At 69.1% G+C, this 23834-nt stretch carries 26 protein-coding genes and 2 pseudogenes; 15 read left to right on the top strand and 13 right to left on the bottom strand.

Translation table 11 applies throughout. From position 1 onward, the window contains the following. Nucleotides 1-16: 16 nt before the first annotated feature. Nucleotides 17-1813 (bottom strand): serine/threonine-protein kinase, encoded by a 1797-nt coding sequence (locus ACULK4_RS11590; RefSeq protein WP_445964569.1) that lies wholly within the window; start codon nucleotides 1811-1813, stop codon nucleotides 17-19. Between the two features lie 282 nt (nucleotides 1814-2095). Then, nucleotides 2096-3106, bottom strand: a complete 1011-nt coding sequence (locus ACULK4_RS11585; RefSeq protein WP_445964568.1) for an aldo/keto reductase — start codon at nucleotides 3104-3106, stop codon at nucleotides 2096-2098. Nucleotides 3107-3161: 55 nt separating this feature from the next. Between ACULK4_RS11585 and ACULK4_RS11580 the strand changes: the two genes are divergently transcribed. The 4 genes from ACULK4_RS11580 (at nucleotide 3162) to ACULK4_RS11565 (ending at nucleotide 6328) form a co-directional block, all read left to right on the top strand. Continuing rightward, on the top strand, nucleotides 3162-3542 hold the full coding sequence (locus tag ACULK4_RS11580) for a MerR family transcriptional regulator (protein WP_445964567.1): 381 nt from the start codon (nucleotides 3162-3164) through the stop codon (nucleotides 3540-3542). A gap of 108 nt (nucleotides 3543-3650) precedes the next feature. Further along, complete coding sequence (locus tag ACULK4_RS11575; protein WP_445964566.1) at nucleotides 3651-3941, top strand: hypothetical protein; 291 nt, start codon at nucleotides 3651-3653, stop codon at nucleotides 3939-3941. 72 nt (nucleotides 3942-4013) lie between these two features. Then, entirely contained in the window at nucleotides 4014-5459 is a 1446-nt protein-coding gene (locus tag ACULK4_RS11570; RefSeq protein ID WP_445964565.1) for a hypothetical protein, read from the top strand. Between the two features lie 59 nt (nucleotides 5460-5518). Next, nucleotides 5519-6328 (top strand): DNA adenine methylase, encoded by an 810-nt coding sequence (locus tag ACULK4_RS11565; RefSeq protein ID WP_501043312.1) that lies wholly within the window; start codon nucleotides 5519-5521, stop codon nucleotides 6326-6328. 188 nt (nucleotides 6329-6516) lie between these two features. On the opposite strand, the gene ACULK4_RS11560 is transcribed toward ACULK4_RS11565, so the two are convergent. Beyond that, nucleotides 6517-6723: a hypothetical protein gene (locus ACULK4_RS11560; protein WP_445964563.1), complete on the bottom strand. Its 207-nt coding sequence runs from the start codon at nucleotides 6721-6723 to the stop codon at nucleotides 6517-6519. 84 nt (nucleotides 6724-6807) lie between these two features. Between ACULK4_RS11560 and ACULK4_RS11555 the strand changes: the two genes are divergently transcribed. Then, on the top strand, nucleotides 6808-7314 hold the full coding sequence (locus tag ACULK4_RS11555) for a hypothetical protein (protein WP_445964725.1): 507 nt from the start codon (nucleotides 6808-6810) through the stop codon (nucleotides 7312-7314). A gap of 107 nt (nucleotides 7315-7421) precedes the next feature. Here the strand turns inward: ACULK4_RS11555 and ACULK4_RS11550 are convergent. Further along, nucleotides 7422-7589 (bottom strand): annotated as a pseudogene (locus ACULK4_RS11550) (recombinase family protein); the annotation flags it as partial. Nucleotides 7590-7618: 29 nt separating this feature from the next. On the opposite strand from ACULK4_RS11550, the pseudogene ACULK4_RS11545 reads away from it, so the two are divergent. Together ACULK4_RS11545 and ACULK4_RS11540 are read left to right on the top strand one after the other, a co-directional pair. Continuing rightward, nucleotides 7619-7771: pseudogene (locus ACULK4_RS11545) on the top strand (CpaF family protein); the annotation flags it as partial. A gap of 105 nt (nucleotides 7772-7876) precedes the next feature. Then, entirely contained in the window at nucleotides 7877-8566 is a 690-nt protein-coding gene (locus ACULK4_RS11540) for a hypothetical protein (RefSeq protein WP_445964562.1), read from the top strand. 1 nt (nucleotide 8567) lies between these two features. Here ACULK4_RS11540 and ACULK4_RS11535 read toward each other — a convergent pair whose 3' ends face one another. Beyond that, nucleotides 8568-9497, bottom strand: a complete 930-nt coding sequence (locus tag ACULK4_RS11535; protein WP_445964561.1) for a hypothetical protein — start codon at nucleotides 9495-9497, stop codon at nucleotides 8568-8570. 120 nt (nucleotides 9498-9617) lie between these two features. Here ACULK4_RS11535 and ACULK4_RS11530 point away from each other — a divergent pair, with 120 nt between their 5' ends. Next, complete coding sequence (locus ACULK4_RS11530; protein WP_445964560.1) at nucleotides 9618-9953, top strand: hypothetical protein; 336 nt, start codon at nucleotides 9618-9620, stop codon at nucleotides 9951-9953. On the opposite strand, the gene ACULK4_RS11525 is transcribed toward ACULK4_RS11530, so the two are convergent. Continuing rightward, nucleotides 9861-10535: a trypsin-like peptidase domain-containing protein gene (locus tag ACULK4_RS11525; protein WP_445964559.1), complete on the bottom strand. Its 675-nt coding sequence runs from the start codon at nucleotides 10533-10535 to the stop codon at nucleotides 9861-9863. The two genes, ACULK4_RS11530 and ACULK4_RS11525, sit on opposite strands and share 93 nt — an antisense overlap. A 478-nt stretch (nucleotides 10536-11013) precedes the next feature. Here ACULK4_RS11525 and ACULK4_RS11520 point away from each other — a divergent pair, with 478 nt between their 5' ends. Beyond that, nucleotides 11014-11388 (top strand): hypothetical protein, encoded by a 375-nt coding sequence (locus ACULK4_RS11520; RefSeq protein WP_445964558.1) that lies wholly within the window; start codon nucleotides 11014-11016, stop codon nucleotides 11386-11388. A 311-nt stretch (nucleotides 11389-11699) separates the two neighbouring features. After that, a complete protein-coding gene (locus ACULK4_RS11515; RefSeq protein ID WP_445964557.1) occupies nucleotides 11700-12095 on the top strand; it encodes an HNH endonuclease in 396 nt (131 codons plus the stop codon). Nucleotides 12096-12264: 169 nt separating this feature from the next. Here ACULK4_RS11515 and ACULK4_RS11510 read toward each other — a convergent pair whose 3' ends face one another. The 4 genes from ACULK4_RS11510 to ACULK4_RS11495 form a co-directional block, all read right to left on the bottom strand. Then, entirely contained in the window at nucleotides 12265-13107 is an 843-nt protein-coding gene (locus ACULK4_RS11510; protein WP_445964556.1) for an Ltp family lipoprotein, read from the bottom strand. 579 nt (nucleotides 13108-13686) lie between these two features. Beyond that, on the bottom strand, nucleotides 13687-14835 hold the full coding sequence (locus tag ACULK4_RS11505) for a Rossmann-fold NAD(P)-binding domain-containing protein (RefSeq protein ID WP_501043311.1): 1149 nt from the start codon (nucleotides 14833-14835) through the stop codon (nucleotides 13687-13689). A gap of 103 nt (nucleotides 14836-14938) precedes the next feature. After that, nucleotides 14939-16249, bottom strand: a complete 1311-nt coding sequence (locus tag ACULK4_RS11500) for an MFS transporter (protein WP_445964554.1) — start codon at nucleotides 16247-16249, stop codon at nucleotides 14939-14941. Beyond that, nucleotides 16246-17184 (bottom strand): hypothetical protein, encoded by a 939-nt coding sequence (locus tag ACULK4_RS11495; protein WP_445964553.1) that lies wholly within the window; start codon nucleotides 17182-17184, stop codon nucleotides 16246-16248. Before ACULK4_RS11495 ends, ACULK4_RS11500 begins: the two co-directional genes overlap by 4 nt. A gap of 243 nt (nucleotides 17185-17427) precedes the next feature. Between ACULK4_RS11495 and prfB the strand changes: the two genes are divergently transcribed. After that, nucleotides 17428-18537, top strand: coding sequence for a peptide chain release factor 2 (gene prfB / locus ACULK4_RS11490; RefSeq protein ID WP_445964552.1), 1110 nt, complete (start codon nucleotides 17428-17430; stop codon nucleotides 18535-18537). A 48-nt stretch (nucleotides 18538-18585) separates the two neighbouring features. Here prfB and ACULK4_RS11485 read toward each other — a convergent pair whose 3' ends face one another. Next, nucleotides 18586-19341 (bottom strand): gamma-glutamyl-gamma-aminobutyrate hydrolase family protein, encoded by a 756-nt coding sequence (locus tag ACULK4_RS11485; protein ID WP_445964551.1) that lies wholly within the window; start codon nucleotides 19339-19341, stop codon nucleotides 18586-18588. Between the two features lie 177 nt (nucleotides 19342-19518). On the opposite strand from ACULK4_RS11485, the gene ACULK4_RS11480 reads away from it, so the two are divergent. The 4 genes from ACULK4_RS11480 to smpB all read left to right on the top strand — a co-directional run bounded on the left by ACULK4_RS11480 (nucleotide 19519) and on the right by smpB (nucleotide 22942). Next, on the top strand, nucleotides 19519-20049 hold the full coding sequence (locus tag ACULK4_RS11480) for a flavodoxin domain-containing protein (protein ID WP_445964550.1): 531 nt from the start codon (nucleotides 19519-19521) through the stop codon (nucleotides 20047-20049). A gap of 73 nt (nucleotides 20050-20122) precedes the next feature. Then, on the top strand, nucleotides 20123-21451 hold the full coding sequence (ftsE, locus tag ACULK4_RS11475; protein WP_445964549.1) for a cell division ATP-binding protein FtsE: 1329 nt from the start codon (nucleotides 20123-20125) through the stop codon (nucleotides 21449-21451). After that, nucleotides 21448-22359, top strand: a complete 912-nt coding sequence (gene ftsX / locus ACULK4_RS11470; protein ID WP_445964548.1) for a permease-like cell division protein FtsX — start codon at nucleotides 21448-21450, stop codon at nucleotides 22357-22359. The genes ftsE and ftsX overlap by 4 nt, the downstream gene beginning before the upstream one ends. 106 nt (nucleotides 22360-22465) lie before the next feature. After that, the gene (gene smpB, locus ACULK4_RS11465; protein ID WP_445964547.1) at nucleotides 22466-22942 is read left to right on the top strand and encodes an SsrA-binding protein SmpB; all 477 of its coding nucleotides are present in this window, start codon (nucleotides 22466-22468) and stop codon (nucleotides 22940-22942) included. Nucleotides 22943-22962: 20 nt separating this feature from the next. Here the strand turns inward: smpB and ACULK4_RS11460 are convergent, their stop codons facing one another. Then, nucleotides 22963-23289, bottom strand: a complete 327-nt coding sequence (locus ACULK4_RS11460; protein WP_445964546.1) for a transcriptional regulator — start codon at nucleotides 23287-23289, stop codon at nucleotides 22963-22965. Next, a complete protein-coding gene (locus tag ACULK4_RS11455; protein WP_445964545.1) occupies nucleotides 23282-23776 on the bottom strand; it encodes a hypothetical protein in 495 nt (164 codons plus the stop codon). Before ACULK4_RS11455 ends, ACULK4_RS11460 begins: the two co-directional genes overlap by 8 nt. Nucleotides 23777-23834 lie beyond the last annotated feature (58 nt).

Genomic DNA, 23834 nt, shown 5'->3' with positions numbered 1-23834 from the left:
TGCGGCACGCAACGGGTCAGAGCTGGGTGCTGCTCAGGACCTCGCTCGCCGCGATCTTCAGCACGCCGCCCTCGTCGACCAGGCGGTAGGCGGTCACCTCGCGGACCACGCGACCGTCGTCGAACGTGTAGGTGAGGGTCGCCTGCGCGTCCGTACCGGTCGCGGTCACGTCGGCGATCGCCACATCCGTGATCTCGCCCCAGAAGGCCTCGTAGGCGTCGCGGCCGCCGACGTGGTTCACCTGGTAGTCCTCGGTCATCAGGCTCCACGCGCTGTCGAGGTCGCCGGGAACCAACGCGTAGTAGTCGACGAGCATGTCGGCCGCGCGCTGCTCGGCGCTCGGCGGGGCCTCGGTCTCCGCGGGCGGCGGAGCGGGCTCTTCCGTCGGCTCCTCGGCCGGTGCCGACTCCGCCGGGGGCGCCTCGGACTCGGCCGGCTCGGAGGTCGGCGTCTCCTCGGCCTCCGGGCCCGCGGCGACCCCGCCGTCCTGCCGGAGGCCGTTGAACAGCAGGATGCCGCCGACCACCAGCAGGGCCAGAGCAACCAATGCGCCGCCGACGAGTGCCGCGGTCCTCCTACGGCGGGGCTGAGCCTCGGGCTCGGGCGCCGGCTGCTCCTGTGGCGTCGCCGGCTGCGTCTCCGCCATCCAGGGGAACAGCGGCGAGGCCGGGCCCGTCGGCTGCGGCGTCGTGGGCGCCTCGGCCTCGGCCAGTGATTCGGTCTCGGCGGCCTCCTCGTCGGCGTCTGCGAGGGACGCGGTTTCGGCGGCCTCTGCAGGGGAGTCCGCTTCGGCATCGTCTGTCAGGGACTCGGTCTCGGCGGTGTCGCCGATCGCCCGCGTGTCCGCCGGCATGGTCGGCGGTTCGTGCGCGGCGGCGGCCGCGGTCGCACCGCTCGCGGCCGCGGCGGCGGCAGCCGCACCGCCGGCGAGGGGCAGCGTGGACGGCAGGGTGTCCTCGCCGTCCGCCGGCCCCGCGGCATCCGTCGTCGCCGCCTGTTCGTCGAGGTCGGTCAACCGCCGCGTCACGGTCGACATGTCGGGACGCTGCTTCGGGTCGGAGGCGAGCATCTCATGCAGCAGCGGCGCGAGCGGTCCCGCGCTCGTGGGAACCGCGACCTCGCCCCGGGCGACCCGGTGGAGCAGCGCGATCGCGTTCTGGTCGGTGCCGAACGGCGGCGTGCCCTCGAGCATGGCGAACATCGTCGAGCCGAGCGAGAACACGTCCGACGCGAAGCTCGACGGCTCGCCGCGGGCCACCTCGGGGGCGAGGTAGGCGGGCGTGCCGTGCACCAGCCCGGTGGCGGTGATGGTGGTGTCGCCGAGGGCCTGGGCGATGCCGAAGTCGCTGATCATCGCCGAGCCGTCCTCGCGGATGAGGATGTTGCCGGGCTTCACGTCGCGGTGCACGATCTTCCGGCGATGCGCGGCGGCCAGCGCCGACCCGACCTCCGCTCCGACTCGCGCCGTCTGGCGGGGCGTGAAGGTGCCGTGCTCCTGCAGCAGCGTCGAGAGCGGCGTCGAGTCGATGAGCTGCATCACGATGCACGGCTGCCCCTCGTGCTCGATCACGTCGAACACCGGCACGGCATGCGGATGGTGCAGCCCGGCGCTGATGCGCGCCTCGCGCATGGCGCGCTTCGTCGTGACCTCGCGCTCCTCGTCGGTGAGCTCGGGTTGCGTGCGGAGCATCTTCAGCGCCACGGTCCGCTGCAGGCGTTCGTCCCACGCGTGCCAGACCACGCCCATGCCGCCGCTGCCGATCATCTTCACGAGGCGGTAGCGGTCGGCGACGAGGTCGGGTGGCGTTTTCATAGGGGTATTCCGTGGCGGCACCACCCCGACGGTACCGCCGTCCATGCTTTCCCCTCACGGGCTTGCGGGGATGGACGGGGTGTGCGAGGGTCCGGTCCCTGGATGCGCCGGTGTGGATAGATCCGCTGCGCGCGGGTGCTCGGTGCCCGCACGCATCAGCCACTCGGCCGCGGCGACCGCGGGCCTCGAGGCCGCGCGACGGCCTCGGCCGCACCCGGCACCGCCTCGCCGCCCACGTACAGGACACCGTCGAGGTCGAGCAGCACGCCCGTCATGCCTCCATCATGCGATCGCCGGGGCCGACACCGCACGGTACGCCGGGTCGGGCGCCTCGTCGAGGAGGACGAGTTGCGCGTCGGTGAGCGGGAGGCTCGCGGCCTCGAGCGCGAGGTCGAGCTGATCCAGCCGGCTGCCCCCGAGCAGCGGGCGGATGCCGTGGCGGATGAGCCAGGCGAGCACGACCTGGCTGCGGGTCGCACCCGTCTCGGCGACCACCGCATCGAGGGCTGCGAGCCGGCGCGTGGTGCCCGGATGGTCGTACACCTCGGGGATCGGCTTGGCGGGGTTGTCGTATGCACCGGAGAGCAGCGGTGTGTACGCCCACAGTTCGAGCCCGTGGGCCAGCGCGAAGTCGTGCTGCTCGTCGCTCAGCACCCCGAACGGGTGGACCACGCCGTCCGGGCGGGTGCCCGGCCGGGGGCGCAGGTAGGTCGCGTTCAGCTGCAGCGCGTCGATCGGCGTCGCCCCACGTGCGGCGGCGTGCGCGCGGGCGCGCTCGACGCGCCAGGCCGGGTGGTTGGAGGCGCCGGTGCGGCGCACGGTGCCGCGGTCGGTGAGCTCGGCCAGCGCGTCGACGCTCTCCTCGATGGCGACCGAGCGGTCCTCCTGGTGCAGCCAGAGCAGATCGACGGTCTCGACGCCGAGCCGCTCGAGGCTGCCGGCGACGGCGTCGAGGATGGCGCGGCGGCTGAGTCCGGCCCGGTGCTCGGGCCACGACCCGGCCCACAGCGGCTCCGCGCCGACCTTCGTAGCGATGCGGACGCGCTCGCGCATGCCGGGACGCGACGCCAGCCAGCGACCGATGACGCGCTCGCTCGCGCCGCCGCGGCCGTCGGGGCTGTCCCAGAACGCGTAGCAGTCGGCCGTGTCGATCCACTCGCCGCCGCGTTCGACGAAACGGTCGAGCAGTGAGAACGAGGTCTCCTCGTCGATGCGCGTGCCGAACGGCATGGCGCCGAGCACGACGGCGGACGACGGTGCGGGAACGGTGGTGTGGTGGGGCGAAGAGTTCATGTCCCAGACTCTGCAATCTGGAGCGCGCTCCAGGTCAAGCGGTACGCTCTCGCGCATGAGCACCTATTCGCCGGCCGAGGCCGCCGAACGCAGCGGCTTCTCGATCGACACGCTCCGGTACTACGAACGCGAGGGCATCATGCCGCCGGTCGCCCGCACTTCCGGTGGGCGGCGGGCGTACAGCGACGCCGACCTGTCGACGCTGGACCTCCTGCGGTGCCTGCGCGAGACGGGCATGCCCATCGACCGCCTCCGGCGCTACGGCGAGCTCTGCCGCGACCCGGGAACCCTCGCCGAGCGCATGGAGCTGCTCCGTGAGCACGTGGCCGCGGTCGATGCGCAGATCGAGCAGCTCCGCCGTCAGCGAGCGCGCCTCGACGAGAAGCTGGGGTGGTACGCGGAGCAGCTTCGGGCAGCGTCGGCTGCCGCCGACTGATCTCGCCCCGCTCCGCGCCCGGTCCTCGACCCGGGGCATTGCCGGCGCTGCCGGCTCCATGTGGATAACTTCCCGCCTCCATCGGCGGCGCTCTCCAAGATGGACGACATGTCCGATCCCGTGCGCTCCATCGCCGAGCGGGTGCGCGGTCGGGTGCTCCGCGAGGGTGTCGATCTCGCCCGCGACGAGGCGCTTGCCTCGCGGTACGCCGCGGAGGAGGTGCGCCGCTACTCCGAGCGGGCGCTCGCGGGGGCGCACGCCCCGCTCGACGACGAGCGCGACGCGGCGCGTGAGGTCGTGGCATCCATCACCGGGTACGGGCCGCTGCAGCCGTTCTTCGACGACCCGACCGTGGAGGGAAACTGTTCGCAGTGCCAATCTGTGGCGTGGCGCCGCTAGAGCTTCCATGGGCGGGGCCCTCGTCAGCGTGGGAAGCGGCGCCTTGAGGATCATGCCTGCCATGATTGCGGGGTGTATAAGCCCCTTTCGGTCGCCGAGGTCCTCCTCGACGAGGAGAACCCTAGATTCCCGGAATCCGTCGACAGTCAGGCAGATGCAATCAACGCGCTTCTCGACCTAGGACGCGAGAAGATGATCGCTCTGGCTCGTGACATCGCGGAGTCGGATGCCCTGGATCCCACTAATCCTCCCATCGTGTGGGAGTCGGAGGGCGACAGGATCGTCCTCGAAGGGAATCGGCGGCTCGCCGCACTCAAACTCCTGCGCAACCCGCAACTTGCGCGCGCCTCGGCCACTCAGCGCGCCTTTGAGCGAATCCGCAAGGAGGCGCAAGGCCCAGAGATCGAAGCGGAAGGCCCCGAAGAGATCGTCTGTTGGGTAGTGAGCAGCCGGGAAGAAGCCCATCGGTGGATCGAGCTTCGGCATACGGGCCAGAACGGTGGCGTCGGGACTGATCCGTGGAACTCGTATCAGAGCAACACGTTCCGGCGGCAGAAGGGGACTGCGAACGACCGCGCGTGGCTCGTTGTGCGAGCGGCGCTATCCACCTTCGCAGACGACCAGACGCTCGTGAGCGATGTCCGGACCGTGCGAGATACCAAGTTCACGAACCTGTCCCGGCTCCTCGGGCGGCCTTACGTCCGTGAGGCATTCAAGATCTCGGTTGTGGACGACGAGGTGACGTTCCGGTCGCAGAGCCCGTTCTATGTCGACGTTCTCCGGACGATGTTCTCGGATCTCGTAAGCATGCCGGTCGACGCCATCATGACTGGCGAGAAGCAGGACGAATACGCGGACGCAGTCTTGGCGGCAGTTCGTGAACAACACCCCGAAGAAGAGCGCGACGCCGGATCAGACCAGCCTTCGGACCCAGACGGGGAGGGGGCTGAATCCGGCGGTGGCACCTCGGGCACCGCTGGAGGCGGATCGAATGTGGGCGGCACTGCCACAGGTGGCGAAGGGGGCACGACTTCGACGAGGACGCGCCGACGCTCCGGCCCTCGTGTCGTCCAGAAGGTGTTCTACGGACTCAACCTCAGCAACTTCTCAACGCGGACTGTTGCGGTGCTGAAGGAAGCACAGAAGGTCAAGATCGATGATGCTCCCTCCGTCTGCGCCGTTATGGTGCGCGTCGTGGTCGAGCTGTGCGTGACGGAGGTCGGCGTGGAGCAGGAGTGGTTCGCAGAGGGTCTGTCTCTTCGGAAGAAGCTTCGCAAGGTGCTACTGGAGCTCGATCCGGACTGCGCGAACCCGGCTAGGCGGGATAAGAGTCTGGAAATGGCATGGATCAGATCCCAGGCGGACGATGGGGACGGGCTCGCCGTCGATGAAATGAATGCATACGTGCACAACTACGCCGCCCATCCGGACGGGGACCGAGTTCGCGCTCTCTGCGAGGCATTCAAGCCCATGCTCGTGCGGCTCGATCAGCTTCTAGAGGAAGAGCGAGCCGCGTGAGATTTCGATCCCTGAGCCCTCTTCGATACCCGGGCGGCAAGGCAAGGCTCGCCACGTACATGGCCAAGTTGTTACGTGCCCAACACCCACGCCCTCGCTACTACGCGGAGCCTTTCGCTGGCGGAGCTGGCGCGGCTCTACACCTGCTTGCGGCCGAGGAAGTTCGCGGGGTTCTCCTTAACGATCTCAGTCCCGGCATCGCGGCCTTCTGGCGTTCCGTCTTCAACGAGACCGAGACCTTCGCACAACGCATCGAGCATCAGGAGTTGTCTCTCGACGCCTGGCACGCTGCACGCACGAGCTACTTCGACCCGGCTACTGATGACTTCGAGCGCGGGTATGCCACCTTCCTGCTCAACCGGTTCAATCGTTCGGGCATTATCGAGGCAGGCCCTATCGGCGGCCTAAGTCAGAAGGGGACGTGGAAGGTCGGCGCCCGGTTCAACGCCCCGGAACTCGCCGCGAGGATTCGATACGTCGGGCAGTATCGCGCCCGCGTGCAACTCTCCGAGCTCGACGCCCGCGAATTCGTTCGCAGCATTGCATCCGAGGCAGACCGGACTCTTCTATATGTTGATCCGCCGTATCTGGTTCAGGGGGAACGCCTCTATCTTGACTCGCTCACCTTCGATGACCATCTGGAGCTCGCAGAGCAACTGCGGCACTCGAACTTTCGATGGCTTCTTACCTATGACGCGGATGACCGCATCGTCAGTGAGCTCTATCCCGGGCTTCGATGCGTCGAGTTCAATATCTCCCACACGGCGCACACGCAGCATGTTGGCTCTGAGTACGCGGTCTTTAGCGATGATCTCGTGGTACCCGATCTAGATCTCCTGCCCCGCAGTGAGGCGCGCTGGATCGCGTAGGGGTTCCCTTAGGTCGCCTGGGGCGGAATCGCTCTCCTGCGCCGCGAAAAACGAGAGGGTTACGTATCGACCGGCGGGAGCTATGCCTCTCCGACTCGGGAGCTCTGGCTCTGGGGGGGACCTCCCCACCCTGCCGAGCTGGAACCGGGGTACGGCGGATACCCTGTCGCCGGTCCGCCGCCGAGTGGCTAGAGGTTGAGGCCGACGAGCGTCGCGGCGAGTGCGACGATGGCGCCAGCGATCGCGATCGAGAGGGCTACGCCCCGGTATCGGGGAATCGTGTAGAGGCCCGGCTTGTCCTTCACCGGGCGCGTCCCACCGAAGTATGCGAGGAGTGCACCGACAATCACGAGCACAGCACCGATCACGGCGAGAACGATCACGAGGGCGACCATGTCCGAACGATAGCGAGAAGTCCAGCTCGGAGCTTCGGCCGCGGGTCGGTCCGCGACGCCGCCGAGCGTCGGTAAGGTGCGGGCATGGATGCAGCATGGGCAGTGGTGGTCGGCGCGGCGATAGCAGCGGCCGGGACTATCGCGGGTGCACCGCTCGCGAGCGCCTTCACGGATCGTCGCCAGCGTCGAGCCAAGCGCCACGACGAACTTGCGTCGGCAATTGCCGAATGCCTCGAATCACTGCTCGGGCGGCTTCAAGCTGAGGCGATCGGCTCGCAGGATTCGGCGGCCAGAGATCGCGTCATTGTCGCCGCCTCCCGGCTGGGCCTCCTTATCGAGAAGGGGGATGACGCAGTGGTGCGAACTGTGACCGCTGCAAACGCGGCCATGAAGTTACCCGCCCACAGAAACTGGGCGTTTGCACAGGCGGCCTATGCGTTGCCGGCGTGGTACCGCGGGGACCTCCCGATAGATGCCGTCGACCAGATAGCGAGAAGCATCGGGGAGAAGCGGAGCGCCGTACCGGACGCGCGTGGATCGGAAGCGCCGGAGGCCCCGTTCCCGAATGAGAGAACGGACACGCCGGATTGAAGCCGGTAACCGAGGTCAGGGGCGAGCCGCTCGCCCGACGGCTTCTCACCAGCCCTCAGCGCGGCGATGGCAGCGTCGAAGTCGGGTCGCTTCACGTCGCGCTTGTAGCCTGACTTGCCAGAGTCGACCCAGACTCGACGGACCGTGAAGCCTTGGCCGGACGCCCACTCTCGGAGATCAGCCTCTTGCCTCTCGATCGAGTCCTTGCCCTCGCGATCGATCGAGAGGCGGAGGTAGAGGTCGGCGAGGTTGGCGGCGGCTTCAGCGGTCGGCACAGCGACAAGGGTACAGCGGACGGTGATCCGAGGAGATCTGGATCAACGCGCCCACGCGCGTGTTCGTTGCGCGGGCGGGCGTGCCCGAACTCACCACGATCGTGCTGTCGGACCGCGAGGTGCGCGACCTGGTCGAGCGGATGCTGCAGCAATCCGGCCGCCGGGTCGACCTATCAAAACCAAGTAGTTGACATATTTCTGACCAGGGATTTTCGAGTTTTCGTCCGTCTTCCTCCGTGTTGGTGCATGGCCCTACTACGTTATGTGCCGAGCTTGAAGGGGAATTGATGGCGGACCAATCCGGTGAGGCGCCCACGCCCGACGATGAGCCCAGGATCCGGGTGCGGTCGGGCAACGGCGAATGGCGCGAACTGAAGGGCGATCGCCCAAAGTCCGATGATCCTGAGGTTGAGGCCCTATGGAACACGAACATCGCCCAGCTGGAATCGATTGCCGCGGACGAGTCGCATCCATTGCATGCGAAAGCCGTAGAGGTATCCCGCCAAGCGGTAAAGCCGATTCACGACGCCCTCACGGACGACGTGGCTCGCCGACTAAAGTCCTGGGTCGCCCCTCACGCGTTCCGGACACCGGTTGACAGGTCGTGGCTCGGTGGTCTGGTGGTGGAGTATCCCGACTGGAGGAACATCTCTTCCGAACTGCCAGCGTCAGTTGTCGTGAAACCGCCGTCCATCGTCGGGACCACAGTGGACTTTGACGCGATGGACCTACCGGACGCGACCGCCTCGGAGGTCGAGCGCGCCGCCGAAGATAAAGCCCAGCAGATCCGGCTTCAACAGGTCGGACTACTCGAAGAGCTCGTTCGACAAGCTCGCGAGGATTCGGCGTCCAGCCAAGAGTCACTTGAGGTCGCGAAGGGCGCGCGCAAGGCCGGATGGTGGGCGGTCGCGGGTGGCTTTCTGGCTGTGGCTGTTTCCGTGGTGGGCATAATCGTCACCGTCATCGTGAGCAAGTAGCTCACCCGCTGAGTTCGTTCGCGAGTGATTCGATATTCGGCACGTGCTGCCACGCGCGTGCATTCGGTTCGTCCACGCCGGAGGCGAGCCAACCGACGAGGCCGACGAGCTCCGTGGCCGTCAGGGAACGGCGGCGCACGTCCAGGTGGAGCATGATGCTCCGCTCCATCGTGGTCGGACCGATCGCGCCGATCTCTTCGCGGGCTCGCTCGCAGGTCGGGCAGAGGTAGCTTGCGAGGCGTTCCGGCGTCGGCCGTCCGCCGATTGCGGTCGGGCTGGCGGTGGCCGGAGTCCAGAGGCCGGCCGCTTGGGAGGGCAGCGCCGAGATGGTTCCGACGCCGCACAGCATGCATCCGCCGCCGATCGGGGGTCCGTACCGCAGCGGCCGTTCCACGCGCGCATTCAAGAGTCCGGCGAACGCCTTGCGAAGGTCGGTCCACTGCCAGTCGGTCAAGTGCCCCCACGGCTGCGACGCGGCCTCAGCGTCGCGCGCGTCCTTCGTCCTTACGGGCGAGAATCGGGAGGCCCACCGGGCGGCGACACCGGTTGCGGTCATGTGCTCGATTAGCAGTCGGAGACTCCCGTCGGTGTGGATCGGCAGATCGCGCCTGATCGCGTCAAGCGCGTTCAGCGCGGCCTCGACGCGGTGCAGTCCAATGCTCCGGCTGCCCATGTGGGCCTGTACGCGCGGGTACGCGTCGAGCCGAGTAGCCGCGCGGTCGTGGACCTTGCGGCAGCGATCGCACCGGGTCAGGGTGATGGTCCGCGCGGCAGGCGGCCGCGGGTTGTCCCGCGTAGCCCGGTGCCATCCGTCGAAGTCGACGCGTTCGGTGTGCGGCGCCGGTACTACCTGGCCGCACGCGAGGCACGCGAGGTCATCCGCTCCGAGAGGCACGGTTGTCGTGATCGTCATGGGAACGGTCGTGGTCATAATGCTCCTCGATCAGAATTGCTGGCCGCACGGCTGGCGAGGGCATGCTCGACGCGCTCCGTCGGGTCGCACGCGCCGGCTCCGGTGAGCTGCCGTCCGAGTTCGCCGGTCGTCTTCGCCGTGAGCGCCGGCGTCCCGCTGCCGGTCGCGCTCGGCGAGCTCCGCGACGGGCTGGAGCATCCGGCACTGTCGCGAGCGCTCGATCAGGTGCTCGGGGCGCTCGACCGGGGCGCGCCGCTCGCGGCGGTGCTTCGCGCGCAGGCGGGCGACGCCCGCGCGGAGGCGAAGCGCAGCATCATCGAGCTCGCCGGGCGCAAGGAGATCGCCATGCTCGCGCCAATAACAAAGGGACTGAACTGCCTATTAGCCCTCCGATCGCCGGATGTGCTCGACTACGCGCGCGATCTCAACGGCCTCCGTGAAATCGGCGTACGCACTAGCCGCGAGGTCATGTGAGTCCACTGCCAACGTCGCAGTCCGGGTCACCATTCCAGCGATCCGAGCTACCCCACCTGGACCGTCGTACATCACCGGCGCCCCGGAGAAGCCCGGATTCGCTACGACATCGATGTAGAACCGTGGCACGTCCCAGGCGGGGAACGTCGACAAGACGCCCTTCTTGATCATGGGCAGAGTGAGGCCTTCAACTTCGGTTCCGACTCGGAACGACCTTCCCCATGGATAACCAGCGATCAGAACGTCCTGTCCGAGAAAGCTGCCGTCTCGGTTGAGCCTCTCAAACGGAAATCCGCCCTTCGGCATTCGAAAGACCGCTATGTCGTCATCCACCGACATGTCAGGATCGTCGATCCGCTCAGCATCGCGGAAATCGTCGGCGCCAGCGGTGCCCATGTGTCCTATTCGAAGGTCCGCGGTGGTTTCTGCGGGTACGAGGTGGCCCGCGGTCACAAGGTAGCCATGCTCGTCGCCGTCCACCCGAAGGCCAGTACCAACGCGAAATGCGCCGGTACTCTCGTCCCTCAGCGTGCTTTGAACTCGGACGGTCGAGGCTAGGTACTCGCGGGGCGGTAGGAGCATGTCCCCAGTCTGATGCTGTCTTGGGGTAGCGATCGAGTTTGCGTCGGAGGTTTGCTGGATGAAGATATGCCCGACCCCGAGCTTCGGCGGCTACCGTCCGCGAGCCGACCGGCGCGAAGCCGATGGGAGGTCTGGCTCGACGGCCAGCGCCTCGGTGTCATCGTGAAGAAGACGTTGCGTGGGGCCCGGCTGACGTTCTATGAGGCCATCGTGCCGCACCCGAGGATGGGGAAGCCGGTCAGCCTTGAACTGCAATACCGATAGGGACGAGAGGATCGCTGCCCTCGTGAGCTTCCACGCCGTCCCGGATGAGTTCCGGCAGCACTGGTCGTGACATCGCTAGCGTGCGAGCATGACCGCGGCTATCGACTAGGAATGGTATTGGCTTCGCGAGCTCACCGAGCGGATCACGAGCGGTCCGAGCACGTACGATATCTGGGCCGAGATCGTCATCCCGGGATTCGTTGGCGTCGGAACCTTGGCGCTCGCTGCCGCTTCGCTCTACATCGCGAGGCAGTCGCACCAGACCGCGAGTGCCGCAGTCGAAGAAGCGCGCAACGCGAACGCCATCGCCCAACACCAGTACCACGACGAAATGGATCGCGCGCCTCGCGCCGAGCGGCGCAGGATCAGTGCCGAGATCATGTCCTGGTTCGGGAACGCTACCCTCGCCGCTGCCCGAGGCCAGGACTGGCTGAAAACGCCGTTCGTGCGCGAGGCCTTCGGCCCGATGGACCAGTCCGTCAGCGCGTATTCAGATCCAGCCTTGTCGAAATTCGGCAGCTACACGCGACAGTTTTCGAGGTCGCTCACGCCTCAGAGGAGTCGACCGCTGCGGCGACCGAGGAGATGATCCGTGCGCGGGAAAAGGCGGAAGACGATCTCGCGAGGTGGCGCGCAGACGAGACCTTCTTCCGCGAGCAGCGGAGGCCGCTGCTGCAGCAGCGGATGCCCGCGAGCAAGCCGCGGAAGCAGACCGGAGGGCAGCTCGGGATGCCTGAGGGCCCGGCTGAACACCTGCCGCGCGCTCTCCGTCCTCGGCATTCGTCGGGGGAGAGGACCCACGACCGCATGGACTGATCTGTCGGCGGTGCCGGGGACGATGAGCTCAACGATCGGCGAGGTATCCTCGGCTCGATAGCAACCAATGCGAAAGGCAGACGAATGGCTGCGGTCGTTGTGTTCCTGATCTTGTATGTCTTTGCGTGGTCGGCTGCGATCGCGAACGGAAACTGGTGGTTGGTTGCAATCGGGACTGGGATCATCGCTTTGGCCATACTCATGGCGTGGGGGCAGCCTTCGAAGGACGCCGAGAAGGCCCCCGAAGAATTGGCGCGGCGTCTGTCGGGCTATCAGTGGGCGAAGGTCAAGGAGCAGGTAATGCTCCGCGATGGCATGGTGTGCCGAACCTGCGGGATGCGAGTGGAGCTCACCCTGACCCCGCGCCCCAGTCGTGCCCACGTGGACCACATAATTCCCCTCTCCAGAGGCGGCACCAACGCGATGGCAAACCTTCAGGTGCTGTGTCAGACCTGCAACCTACGTAAGGGTGCTCGATAGGCCAGGCGCTCAGGCCCGCACCCCGTAGTAGCCCACGACGCGAGCCGGTCCCCTTCCCCGGTTCACGGTGATGAACAACTGGGGTCCCCGGTTCTGGAACGGGGACCCCACCTCCACGCGCTCAGGCCGAGAAGGGGGCGCTGTGGATCTTCAGCCGAGAGAGTCCTCGTCAGTAGCCCACGGCCGCCAGTCCCGCCTCGATCTGCTCGGGTGTGAACCCCTCGTAGGCGAGCTGGTCGTAGAGGCCTTGGCGGGAGAAGGCCATGCTGTCCATGTAGGACTGGGCGGTCTCCGCGGCCTCCGCGTTCCAGTCCACCGTGACGTTATCCACCGCGAACGTGGCGTCCTCTGTGGAGAAACCCTCGTACTCGAGCTGACCGATCAGGCCCGTGCGGGAGAAGCCCATGCTGGCCAGGTACGACTCCGCGGAGCGGACCGCGTTCTCCTGTGCCACGGTCAGCTTCGGCTTCTGCTCGACGGTGAGGGTCACGGTCTTGCCTTCGGCGTACATCGTGCCCGCTGCAGGAGTCGTGAAGAGGACGGTTCCAGCCAAGTCGTCGTTGTAGGAAACGTCGAACCCGACCGCGGTCAGCGCCGCGATGGCGTCCGCGGCGACCTGGCCGGTCACGTCCGGGACGGCAACCATGACGGGCTCGGGCTCGGGCTCCTCCTCGACCTGCTCGGCGGCGGGAGCCTTGTCCGCGACCGAATCCGCGTCGCTGGATCCCAGGTTGCCGATGGTGGGGAACAGGATCAGCAGGCCGACCACGATGGCGGCCCCGATCCACAGCGGCTTCAACGACCGCTTGGCCTTGGCGGGCTCGGCCTCCTCCACCGGGAGCCAGGCCATGGATCCGTCCGGCTGCTCGGTGAGGCGGTGCCCGTTGACGATGTCGCCGGGCTTGTGCTGCGGCTCGGCGCTGACCGGGAGCCAGGCCAGCGACCCGTCCGGCTGCTCGGTGAGGCGGTGCCCGTTGACGATGTCGCCGGGCTTGTGCTGCGGGTCGGTCATCCGACTCTCCTTCGTGTAGGGCCTCCGAAGAGTCTGCCCGTGGCGAGCGACGAAAAATGTGCAGATCGGTCCCCCAGAACGGGGGCGGGAACCGCAGGCAGATGAGGTCGCTCGAGGACCCAGGCGTCGAATCATCCGATCTGCTGCTCTGGCTGCGCTTGGCTCAGGCCAGCGCCACCGCAAGGAACAACAGGATGACAAGGCCTCCTAGCGAAATGCCGATGCTGCCGAGCACGATGGCTGTTGTCCGTCGCGGTCGGCCGTCCGGAGGCCCCGCGCGGACGATGGAACCGATCCCAAGAATCACCGCGGGCAGGCGATCGCAGCGGCCACCCAATTGCTCACGGTCAACGCCGCCGCGAAGCGTGGGTCACCCAACCTTCCCTCCGCGCCGCATCAGTCGACGGCCGCGGCGCCACCGTCACGCTGCGCGCGACCTGGCAGGCGTCGATCCACTCCGAGTTCATCCCGCTCATCTTCCCCATCGAGGTGACCGCCGACGCCCGGTCGGTCTTCCACTGATCGGCTACGCGCCACCGATGCGCGCGCGGCGACGCTGAGTATCGACGCCGTGCGCGCTCAGACACGGGTTCCCCCCTTGAGCCCCGTGCCGCCCGCGATCGAACGCATCACGAGCGAATCGATGACCGGAAGCGCGGCCGCCCGCAGCGTCCAGCGCCGGAGGAGCAGCCTGAAGCGATCGGGCGGCAGGAACGTGCCCGCGGCGCGACGGCCCGCGGCCTGCTTCTCCTCGACGACCGGTCGCCAGCGGCGCTCGTACTCGCCGAGTGCGTGCTCGATCGCGCCCGCATCACGGCACGGACCCAGGAGATCCGTGAGCAGTTCGGCACCCGCGATCGCCATCGACGCGCCCTGGCCCGCGAGGAGCGACACGGCCTGGCAGGCATCGCCCGCGAGCACGGTCGCGCCCCGGTGCCACCTGGGCAGCACGACCTGCGCCACGAGGTCGTCGTACGGGTGGGGCGGGCACCGGTCGAGCAGGCGGTCGACCGGATCCCACAGGCCGCCGAACACCCGGCGCAGCCGCACCGGCGGGGCCTCGTCGGGATTCGACGCGTCGTCGTCGCGGTAGGCGAGGAACACCGCCACCCGGCCGTCGCGGAGACCGTAGATCCCAGCCTGCCGGTCGACCGTGTCGGTGAGCACGAATCGGCCGTCGAACTCGGCATGCAGTCCGGCCTCGCCGTCGACCACGTAGGCCGCCGCCCGCAACCCCATGGGCCGGATGAACTGCGACTCGTCGCCGAACAGCGACCGCCGAACGCTCGAGTGAACGCCGTCGGCGCCGATCACCACATCGGCATCGTCCAGGAGGCGTGCGACATCGACGGGCGCATCGGGCCCCTCCGGCGCCGGGTATCGCGCCCCGTAGTGGACCCGCACCGACCCGTCCGGCACGTCCCCGAGCGCGTCGAGCAGCGCCAGCTCGAGATCGGGTCGCATCAGGCTGAGCAGCCGACCGCCGACCGCCCTCGCGAACCGCGCGTAATCGATGCCCGCCGTCTTCCGCCCGGTCTCGGCGTCGACGTACTCGACCGCATCGATGCGGTAGGCGGCCTCGCGCAGCCGGGGCAGCAGCCCCGTGCGCTCCGCGGCGTCGAAGCCCGGGCCGAAGAAGTCCATCATGTAGCCGTCGCTGCGCGGACCGTCGGCTCGCTCGAGCACGTCGACCTGCCAGCCGGCGAGCGCCAGCTGACGTGCGCTCACCAGTCCCGCCATCCCGGCGCCGATCACCGTGGCCCGCATCGCACTCCGTCCCGGCGACCTCGATCGGGTGCCGCCCGATGTCGACGCTACTCCCGGGCCGGGCTCACGTGTCGGCGGCTGGAGTCCAGCCCTCGTCGGGCTCGGCGCGATCGGGTGACGCATGCCGCGGCCGGCGCGGCACGTACCGCGGGATCCACCGCCAGAGCATCACCGCGCCGATGAGCCCGACGACGCCCATGACGGCGCTCGCGGCCATGATCGACACGGCCGAGGTGATCGCCGCGACTGCGAGCGGCGCGGCCGCCCCGCCGGCGTCGGCGATCGTGCGGTACGCACCGAGGAACGGCGCCGGGTTCACCTTCGGCGCGAGGTCGGCGCCGACGGTGAGGATCACGCCCGACGACAGCCCGTTCGCGACGCCGAGCAGGATCGCGGACGCCGTGAACCAGGCGACCGCGCCCGGCAGGTCGTGCGTGGCCGCGAGCACGAAGTGGCCGGCCGCGAGCCCGATGAGCCCCGGGATGGCGCTCCAGAGCCGCCCGTGCCGGTCCATGACGTGCCCGCTCACGTAGAACAGGGCGAAGTCGACCGTCGCGGCGATGCCGATGACGAGCGCCGCGGCATCCGGTCGCATGCCGATCGACACCGCCCAAAGCGGAACGATCACCGTCCGGCTCGCGCGGATCGCCGCGAGCAGTCCCACGCCGGTGCCGATGCGGGCGAGCACGCCGCGGTGCGTGACGATCGCGCGCCATACGCCGTGCGCGGCATCCGTCCCGCCTTGGCTGCCGGGGGTGACGGATGCCGCACGCGCCCGGATCGCGGCCCCGAACACCCGCTCTGGGTCGGGCAGCACGAGCAGCACCGCGACCACCGCCGCGCACGCCGCGACGAGCACCCAGAACACCGCCGCGGACGACCCCGTCCACGCGATGATCGCCGCAGCGAGGAACGGCCCGATCGCCCACCCGCCTCGGAAGACTCCCGCGAGCGTCGACAGCGCCCGCGCCCGCACTCGCTCGGGCACGTAGCTCGTGAGGAACGCGTGCCGCGCCAGCCCGAACACCGCCGTCGCGAGGCCCAGCAGGAAGATGCCGATGCCGAGCGCCCACGTCGTCGGCACGAGCAGTGCGAGCAGCGTGCCCGCCGACGCGAGCACCGACGCGCCGATCATGGCGGCCCGTTCGCCGATGCGCGCCACGAGCCATCCGGCGGGCAGGTCGCCGACGAGCTCGCCGACCATGAGCATCGCCGCGATGAGGCCCGCGAGCGCGAGCGATGCCCCCCGTTCGGTCGCCACCACCGGGATCACCGGGATGAGCGCGCCCTCGCCGAGCGAGAACAGCAGCGTCGGCAGGTACGCGGGGAGCACGATCGACCGCCACGAGAACGGGTGCGCGGTGCCGGTGGTCACCCGATCGATCGTAGGCCCGTGCCCCCGTCGTACCAGCGCAGTACCCGCATCGCGCGGAGCGTGTTCCACCGGCTCGGCGTGCCGTCGACGCCCTCCATCGCGAAATGCCGACGTGCACGGTGGGTGTTCTGGAGCAGCCAGCGGCCGTCGTCCTGCCGGCGATGCCGAACCAGCTCGATCGCCTCGGCGCACCGCTCGTCCGGAGTCCGGCCCGTCGCGCGCAGGTGATCGAGCCCGCGCAGCACGTCGTAGTGCCACTGCGGCGGGAACGAGAACCGCGTCCACTCGGGCCTGATCACCTCGCCGGTCGACCGCGATCGGAACAGGCGACGCTCCAGCAGGTACTCCTCGCCGCGCAGGCGCGCCGCGGTGATCGCCGGATCGGCCGACGTCGAGCGCTCGACCTCGAGCAGCGCCTCGAGCGCCAGGATCGTCGTGTTGAACGACGACCGCTTCGAGCGCTGCGGCGCCCGGCAGTTCCATCCGCCGTCGTCGAGCTGCTGGCCGAGCAGCCACCCGAGCAGCTCGTCGACGAGTTCGCCGGTCACGCGGAAGTACGCGCCGAGCACGAGCACCATGCCGTTGACGCATGTCTCCCGCTCGCCGCCGAAGAACGGCTTGTCGCCCCGGCCCTCCCATGTCACGCCGTCGCGCACCCGCGTGACCGCCGCGCGCGCCTCGGCCGACTCGGGCGGCAGCCCGAGCAGCCGCAGCAGCAGCATCGTGTACGTGGTCGAGATCCACTTCGGCGAGTACACCCCGCCGCCCCACTGCCCGTCCGGCGCCTGCAGCGCGAGCAGCCGAGCGCCCCACCCTTCGGTCGCGACCCGGGTCCGCTCGGCGGCGACCGACTCGGGCGGCTCGTCGATCAGGTCGCGCATCACCTGCCAGCGGATCGCGGGGTCGGCGTCGAGCAACCACTCCGTGACATCCATGCCGCCTGCCTTCCGCCTCCTCGACCCTGCCCCCGTCGGCCGACCCACGGGAAGGGCCCTCCGGCCCACCGGTGTCGCCGAGTGTTGCCGTCGGCGCCGAGTGTTGCCGTGCAGCGGCGACACTCGGCGCGAGCGGCATCACTCGGCGGCAGACGGCCGATCGGCGGGCGGCGACGCGCGCGGCGGGGGACGACACCACCGCGCAGGGCGCGCCCAGCGCCGCCCACTAGGCTGGGGACCGCCATGTTGGATCTTGACCTCACGCAGGAGATCGCCGCGCTGCGCTCCACCTTCCGCGACATCCGTGCCGTCGTCGACGTCGATGCCCTCCAGGCCGACATCGCGCGCCTCAGCGAGCAGGCCGGCGTTCCCGACCTGTGGGACGACCCCGACAAGGCGCAGAAGGTCACGAGCGCGCTCAGCCACCGCCAGTCCGAGCTCACGCGCATCACGGGCATCGAGTCGCGCCTCGACGACCTCGAGGTGCTCATCGAGCTCGCGCAGGAGGCCGACGACGAGGAGTCCGCCGCCGAGGCGCGCGCCGAGCTCGCCGCGCTGCAGAAGACCATCGGCGACCTCGAGGTGCACACCCTGCTCGACGGCGAGTGGGACGCCAGGCCGGCCGTCATCACCATCCGCGCCGGCGCAGGCGGGGTCGATGCCGCGGACTTCGCCGAGATGCTCATGCGCATGTACCTGCGCTGGGCCGAGAAGCACGGCTACAACGCGACCGTCATGGACACCAGCTACGCGGAGGAGGCGGGCATCAAGTCGGCGACCTTCGAGATCGACGCGCCCTACGCCTTCGGCACCCTGAGCGTCGAGGCCGGCACGCACCGCCTCGTGCGCATGAGCCCGTTCGGCTCGGCCGGCAAGCGGCAGACGAGCTTCGCCGCCGTCGAGGTCATCCCGCTGATGGAGGAGGCGGTGGAGGTCGAGATCCCCGAGAACGACATCCGCGTCGACGTCTTCCGTTCCTCGGGCCCCGGCGGACAGTCCGTCAACACGACCGACTCCGCGGTGCGCCTCACCCACCTCCCGACCGGCATCGTCGTGTCGATGCAGAACGAGAAGTCGCAGATCCAGAACCGCGCCGCCGCCATGCGCGTGCTGCAGTCGCGACTGCTCCTGCTGCAGAAGGAGCAGGAGGCGGCGCAGAAGAAGGAGCTCGCGGGCAACATCACTGCGAGCTGGGGCGACCAGATGCGCTCCTACGTCCTCGCGCCCTATCAGATGGTGAAGGACCTGCGTACCGAGTACGAGGTCGGCAACCCGAGCCAGGTGTTCGACGGTGACCTCGACGGGTTCATCGCCGCCGGCATCAAGTGGCGCAAGCGCAAGACCGACGACTGATCGAGCGGGTGGCGCGTGGCGAGCGGATGCCACGCGGCATCCGTCTCGTCACGGACTCGACTCGACGTTCGCGCCGTCGCGCGCCCACGCTCGCGCCGCGTCGACGAACGCGCGGATGAGCGCGATCCCCTCGGGGTCCAACCGTTCCTCGGGATGCCACTGGACGCCCAGGCAGAATGAGCCGTCGGTGGTCTCGATCGCCTCGATCACGCCGTCCGGCGCGCTCGCCGAGGCCACGAGGCCGTCACCGAGCCGGTCGACGGCCTGGTGGTGGTGCGACGAGATCTCGAACCGCTCGTCGTGCGTGATGCGGCGCAGCAGCGTTCCGGGCTCGATCGCGACCGCGTGCGCGGTGTGCACGCCGTAGACGTCGCGGTGCGGTGCGAGGTCGACCCGGTCGCCCAGGTGCTGCTCGAGGGTGCCGCCGAGTGCGACGTTGAGCAGCTGCATGCCGCGGCACGCGCCGAAGACCGGCATGCCCCGCTCGCGGGCGAGGCGGGTGAGCTCGATCTCGAGCTCGTCGCGGATCCGCAGCGGCTCGTCGTTCGCCGGATGCGCCTCGCGTGCGTACAGCTCGGCGTCGATGTCGCGCCCGCCGGAGAGGAACAGGCCGTCGATGCGGTCCAGCAGCCGATCCGGCCCGTCGAGGTGCACCTGCAGGCTGGGGAACATCACCGGAGCGCCGCCGGCCTGCTCGATCGCCGAGAGGTAGGCGTGCGGGAGACCGTCGGTCGGGATGTCTACCCACGCGCCCGAGCTCGCGGCCTTGCGATCGGCGACGACGCCGATGAGCGGAACGATCATCAAACCTCCCGAGGGTGTTCCCGCACCACGTTACGCTCGGGCGAGCCGGCGAAGAACGGGGTTGCGCCCGGCGGGAGTTCCTTCGATGGCGAACCGGGACCTTCGGCACTCGGCGCCCCACCGCCACGGGCGTAGCGTCCTCCTCGACGACCGATCCAGGCACGTGAGGAGCACGTCATGCGAGTACTCGTCGCCTACTCGAGCAAGTACGGCGCGACCAGGGGTATCGCCGACCGCGTCGGCGAGCGGTTGACGGAGCTCGGCCACGAGGTCGACATCGAACGCTGCGACGACGTCGAGTACCCGGAGGGGTTCGACGCGTTCGTCATCGGCAGCGCCGCGTACATGGGCAAGTGGCGCAAGGAGGCGCGCCGGTTCGTGCGTCACAACGCCGACCTCCTGGCCGGGCGTCCGACCTGGCTGTTCAGCAGCGGCCCGCTGGGCACCGATCGGGTCGACAAGGACGGCAACGATGTGCTCGTCGCTGCCGCGCCGAAGGACTTCGAGGAGTTCGAGGAGCGCATCCACCCGCGCGGCACGATGGTCTTCTTCGGCGCGCTCGACGTCGACAAGCTGCGCGGCCCCGACCGGATCGTGAGCTGGATGCCGGAGAACGACGCCCTTCCCGAGGGCGACTTCCGCGACTGGGACGCCGTCGACGGCTGGACCGCCGCGATCGACGCGGAACTGGCGACGTCCGCGGCCTGATCGACGGGTCGCGAAACGGCGTTCCCGGTGTCGCTGCCCCGAAACGGTCCGTATCCGCTTACGCTCGAACGCGATGATCCGCTTCGACTCCGTCACCAAGACCTACCCAGGGCAGAATCGCCCCGCGCTCGATGGGATCACCGTCGAGATCCTGCGCGGCGAGTTCGTGTTCCTCGTCGGCGCCTCCGGTTCGGGCAAGTCGAGCTTCCTGCGCCTGATCCTCAAGGAGGAGAAGCCCACGGCGGGCAGCATCCATGTGCTCGGGCAGGACCTCAAGCGGATCTCCACCCGCAAGGTGCCGTTCTTCCGCCGCAATCTCGGCGTCGTGTTCCAGGACTTCCGGCTGCTGCCGAACAAGAACGTCTTCGACAACGTCGCGTTCGCGTTGCGGGTCATCGGCAAGTCGCGCGGCTACATCCAGACGGCGGTGCCCGAGACGCTCAAGCTGGTCGGCCTCGACGGCAAGGCCAAGCGGATGCCGCACGAGCTCTCCGGCGGCGAGCAGCAGCGCGTCGCGATCGCGCGGGCGATCGTGAACAAGCCGCAGATCCTCCTCGCCGACGAGCCGACCGGAAACCTCGACCCAGTCACGAGCGCGGGCATCATGACGCTGCTCGAGCGCATCAACGCGAGCGGCACCACGGTCATCATGGCCACCCACGAAGCGGGCATCGTCGACCAGATGCAGCGGCGCGTGATCGAGTTGTCGTCGGGCGAGGTCGTGCGCGACGCGCGCAGCGCCGGGTACGCGCTGAGCGACGAGGTCATGGACCTGCCGATCCACGCCGACGGTGCCCCGGGTGCGGTCGCCGTGGCGGTCGCGGCCGAGGCGGCGACGGATGCCGCGGAGGCGCAGTCGGCTGCGGCATCGGTGGAGTCCGAGGTCGAGCCCGCCGGCGCCGCGAAGAGCACGCCGAAGGCGAAGTCCACGGCGAAGGCGAAGTCCACGTCCAAGGCGAAGTCCACGTCCAAGGCGAAGTCCACTGCCAAGCCGAAGGGGCTCGGCCGCCGACGCGACCTCGAGGCGGAAACGCCGGCCGTCGACGAGGACGCCGCGTCCGCCGAGCCGGACGCTCCGGCCGAACCGCCGACCGTGACCGCCGCCGCGCCGAAGGTCACGCCGCAGATGATGCGCGACGCGCCACCGCTCTACGTCGAGCCCGAGGTCACCGACGAGGTCACCGACGAGGCCGCCGCGATCACGGCCGCCGCGACCGCACCGGTCGACACCGACGCCGCGGCATCCGACGACGATGACACGGGTGGACCGCCCGGCAGGCCCGCACCGCCCGTGAGCCCGAAGCGCTCGGCGAACCTGACGCTCGCCGAGCGGCTCGGGCTGCGCAGCCCCGCCGGGCCGCGTCCCGGCGACGACGACCAGGAAGTGGGGCCGGTGAAGTGAGGCTGGGTCTCGTGCTCGGGGAGGCCGCGAGCGGCCTCCGCCGCAACGCCACCATGGTGGTCTCGGTCGTGCTCGTCACGTTCGTGTCGCTCACGTTCGTCGGCGTCGCGGCGCTGCTGCAGCTCCAGATCCAGCAGATGCGCGGGTACTGGTACGACCGTGCCCAGGTCGCGGTGTACATGTGCACGGCGGTGTCGACCGCAGCCGGCTGCATCGACGGCGAGGCGACGCCCGAGCAGAAGGAGGCCGTCGAGGCGCAGCTGGGGGGCGACACGCTTGCGCCGTTCATCGACGAGTACTACTTCGAAGATCGCGACCGGGCCTACGCGAACTTCCAGGAGCAGTTCGAGGGCACGCCCGCGGCCGACTACGTCACGCCGGACGTGCTCAACGAGACGTTCTGGGTGAATCTCGTCGACCCGTCGCAGTCGGCGGTGCTCGTCGAGAGCCTCGCCGGACTCGCGGGGGTCGAGCAGGTGGTCGACCAACGTCGCTACCTCGACCAGATCTTCAACGTGCTGAACGCCGCGAGCTACACGGCTGTCGCCGTGGCGGGCGTCATGCTCATCGCGGCTGCGCTGCTCATCGCCACGACGATCCGGCTGTCGGCCTACTCCAGGCGCAAGGAACTCGGCATCATGCGGCTCGTCGGCGCCTCGAACCGGTTCATCCAGACGCCGTTCGTGCTCGAGGGCATCTTCGCCGGGCTCATCGGGTCGCTCCTCGCGGGCGGCGCGGTGGTCGCGATCGTGTACTTCTTCGTGCAGGGCTACCTCGCCGAGACGCTGTCGTTCACGTTCGTCGGCCTGGGCGACGCGCTCCTCGTGGTGCCGCTGCTCGTCGGCGTGGGCGTGCTGCTCGCGGCGATCTCCGCGGCGATCGCCATCGGCCGCTACCTGCGCGTCTGACGCGAGCAGCGGGTGAGCGGATGCCGCAGCGCCGACTAGACTGAAGGGCTTGCCGGCCGTCGCCGGCGGCATCCGTCATCGAACGCTGTCCAGAGAGGAGCGCGCCATGCCGAGGGAGCAGGGCGAGAAGGTCGTCGCGACCAACCGCAGGGCGCGCCACGACTACACGATCGAGGACACGTACGAGGCGGGCATCGTGCTCACCGGAACCGAGGTCAAGTCGCTGCGGCAGGGCCGCGCGTCGCTCGTCGACGGGTACGCCTTCATCGACGGCGGCGAGATGTGGCTCGACGCGGTGCACATCCCCGAGTACACGCAGGGGACGTGGAACAATCACGCCCCCCGGCGCAAGCGCAAGCTGCTGCTGCACAAGCACGAGATCGTGAAGATCAGCCACAAGACCAAGGAGGGCGGTTACACGCTCGTGCCGCTGCGGCTGTACTTCAGCGACGGTCGCGCCAAGGTCGAGATCGCCGTCGCGAAGGGCAAGCGCGAGTACGACAAGCGGCAGGCGCTGCGCGAGAAGCAGGACAAGCGCGAGGCGGCGCGCGCGATCGCATCGCGACGGCACCTGGGCGAGTAGGCGCCGAAGCGCCGGCGCGGTCAGCCGGCGATGTCGCGGAGCGCGTCGAGGTGCGCCGCGAACGCCGCGCGGCCCTGTGCCGTCATCGCCAGCCACGTGCGCGGGTACTTGCCGACGAAGCCCTTGCGGATCGCGACGTAGCCTGCGGCCTCGAGCGCCGATGCCTGCTTGCTGAGCACGGAGTCGCTGACCTCGACGGTGTCGCGCACGAACGCGAACTCGGCTTCGTCGGCTGCGGCGAGCAGGGCGCAGATCGAGAACGGCACCGGTCGTTGCAGCAGCGGATCGAGGCGATGGCGCGGGTGGGCGCCATCCGCGCGGTGGGTCTCGGACGCCGGCTCAGGCACGGACGACCACCAGCTCGCGCAGCGACCCCCACAGTGGCGGTACCGCCGTCGCCATCGCGGCGATCGCGAAGTACACCGGCGACGCGGGGAAGACGAGCAGCCCGAGCGTGAGCGAGACGCCGAACACCGCGCCCCAGCCGCCGACGGCGAGGCCGAACCGGCGGGAGAAGCCGAGGCTCGACGCACGGAGCCGGCGCAGGTGCACGATGGAGAGCACGCCGAGCACGGCGGCGAACGCGATCGACACCGCCAGAATCGGCGCTTCGTCGCTGCGCTCGAACCAGCCGAGCGAGAACAGGTACATCGCGCTCGCGGCGGCGAGTCCGGTGAGCCAGGCGGAGGCCGAGGCGGAGCCGTGCACGGCGACGAGCCGGCCGGCCGACGCGGCCTCGCGGAGGCGGGCGGCAGCGATCGCGGCGTCCGTGCCGCGGTCGGACCCGGACGCATCGGGCTCGCGGTGTGCATTCGTGCGGTCGTCGGAGGTCATGCGGACATGGTAGCAAGTAGTTGTCAAAGTGGAAAGTAGTTTCTCTCGGGTTTCGTAC

This window comes from Agromyces selenitireducens, from assembly GCF_052748465.2.
Note: the sequence above shows the minus strand (reverse complement) of the source record. Positions and strands in the feature narration are given on the sequence as shown.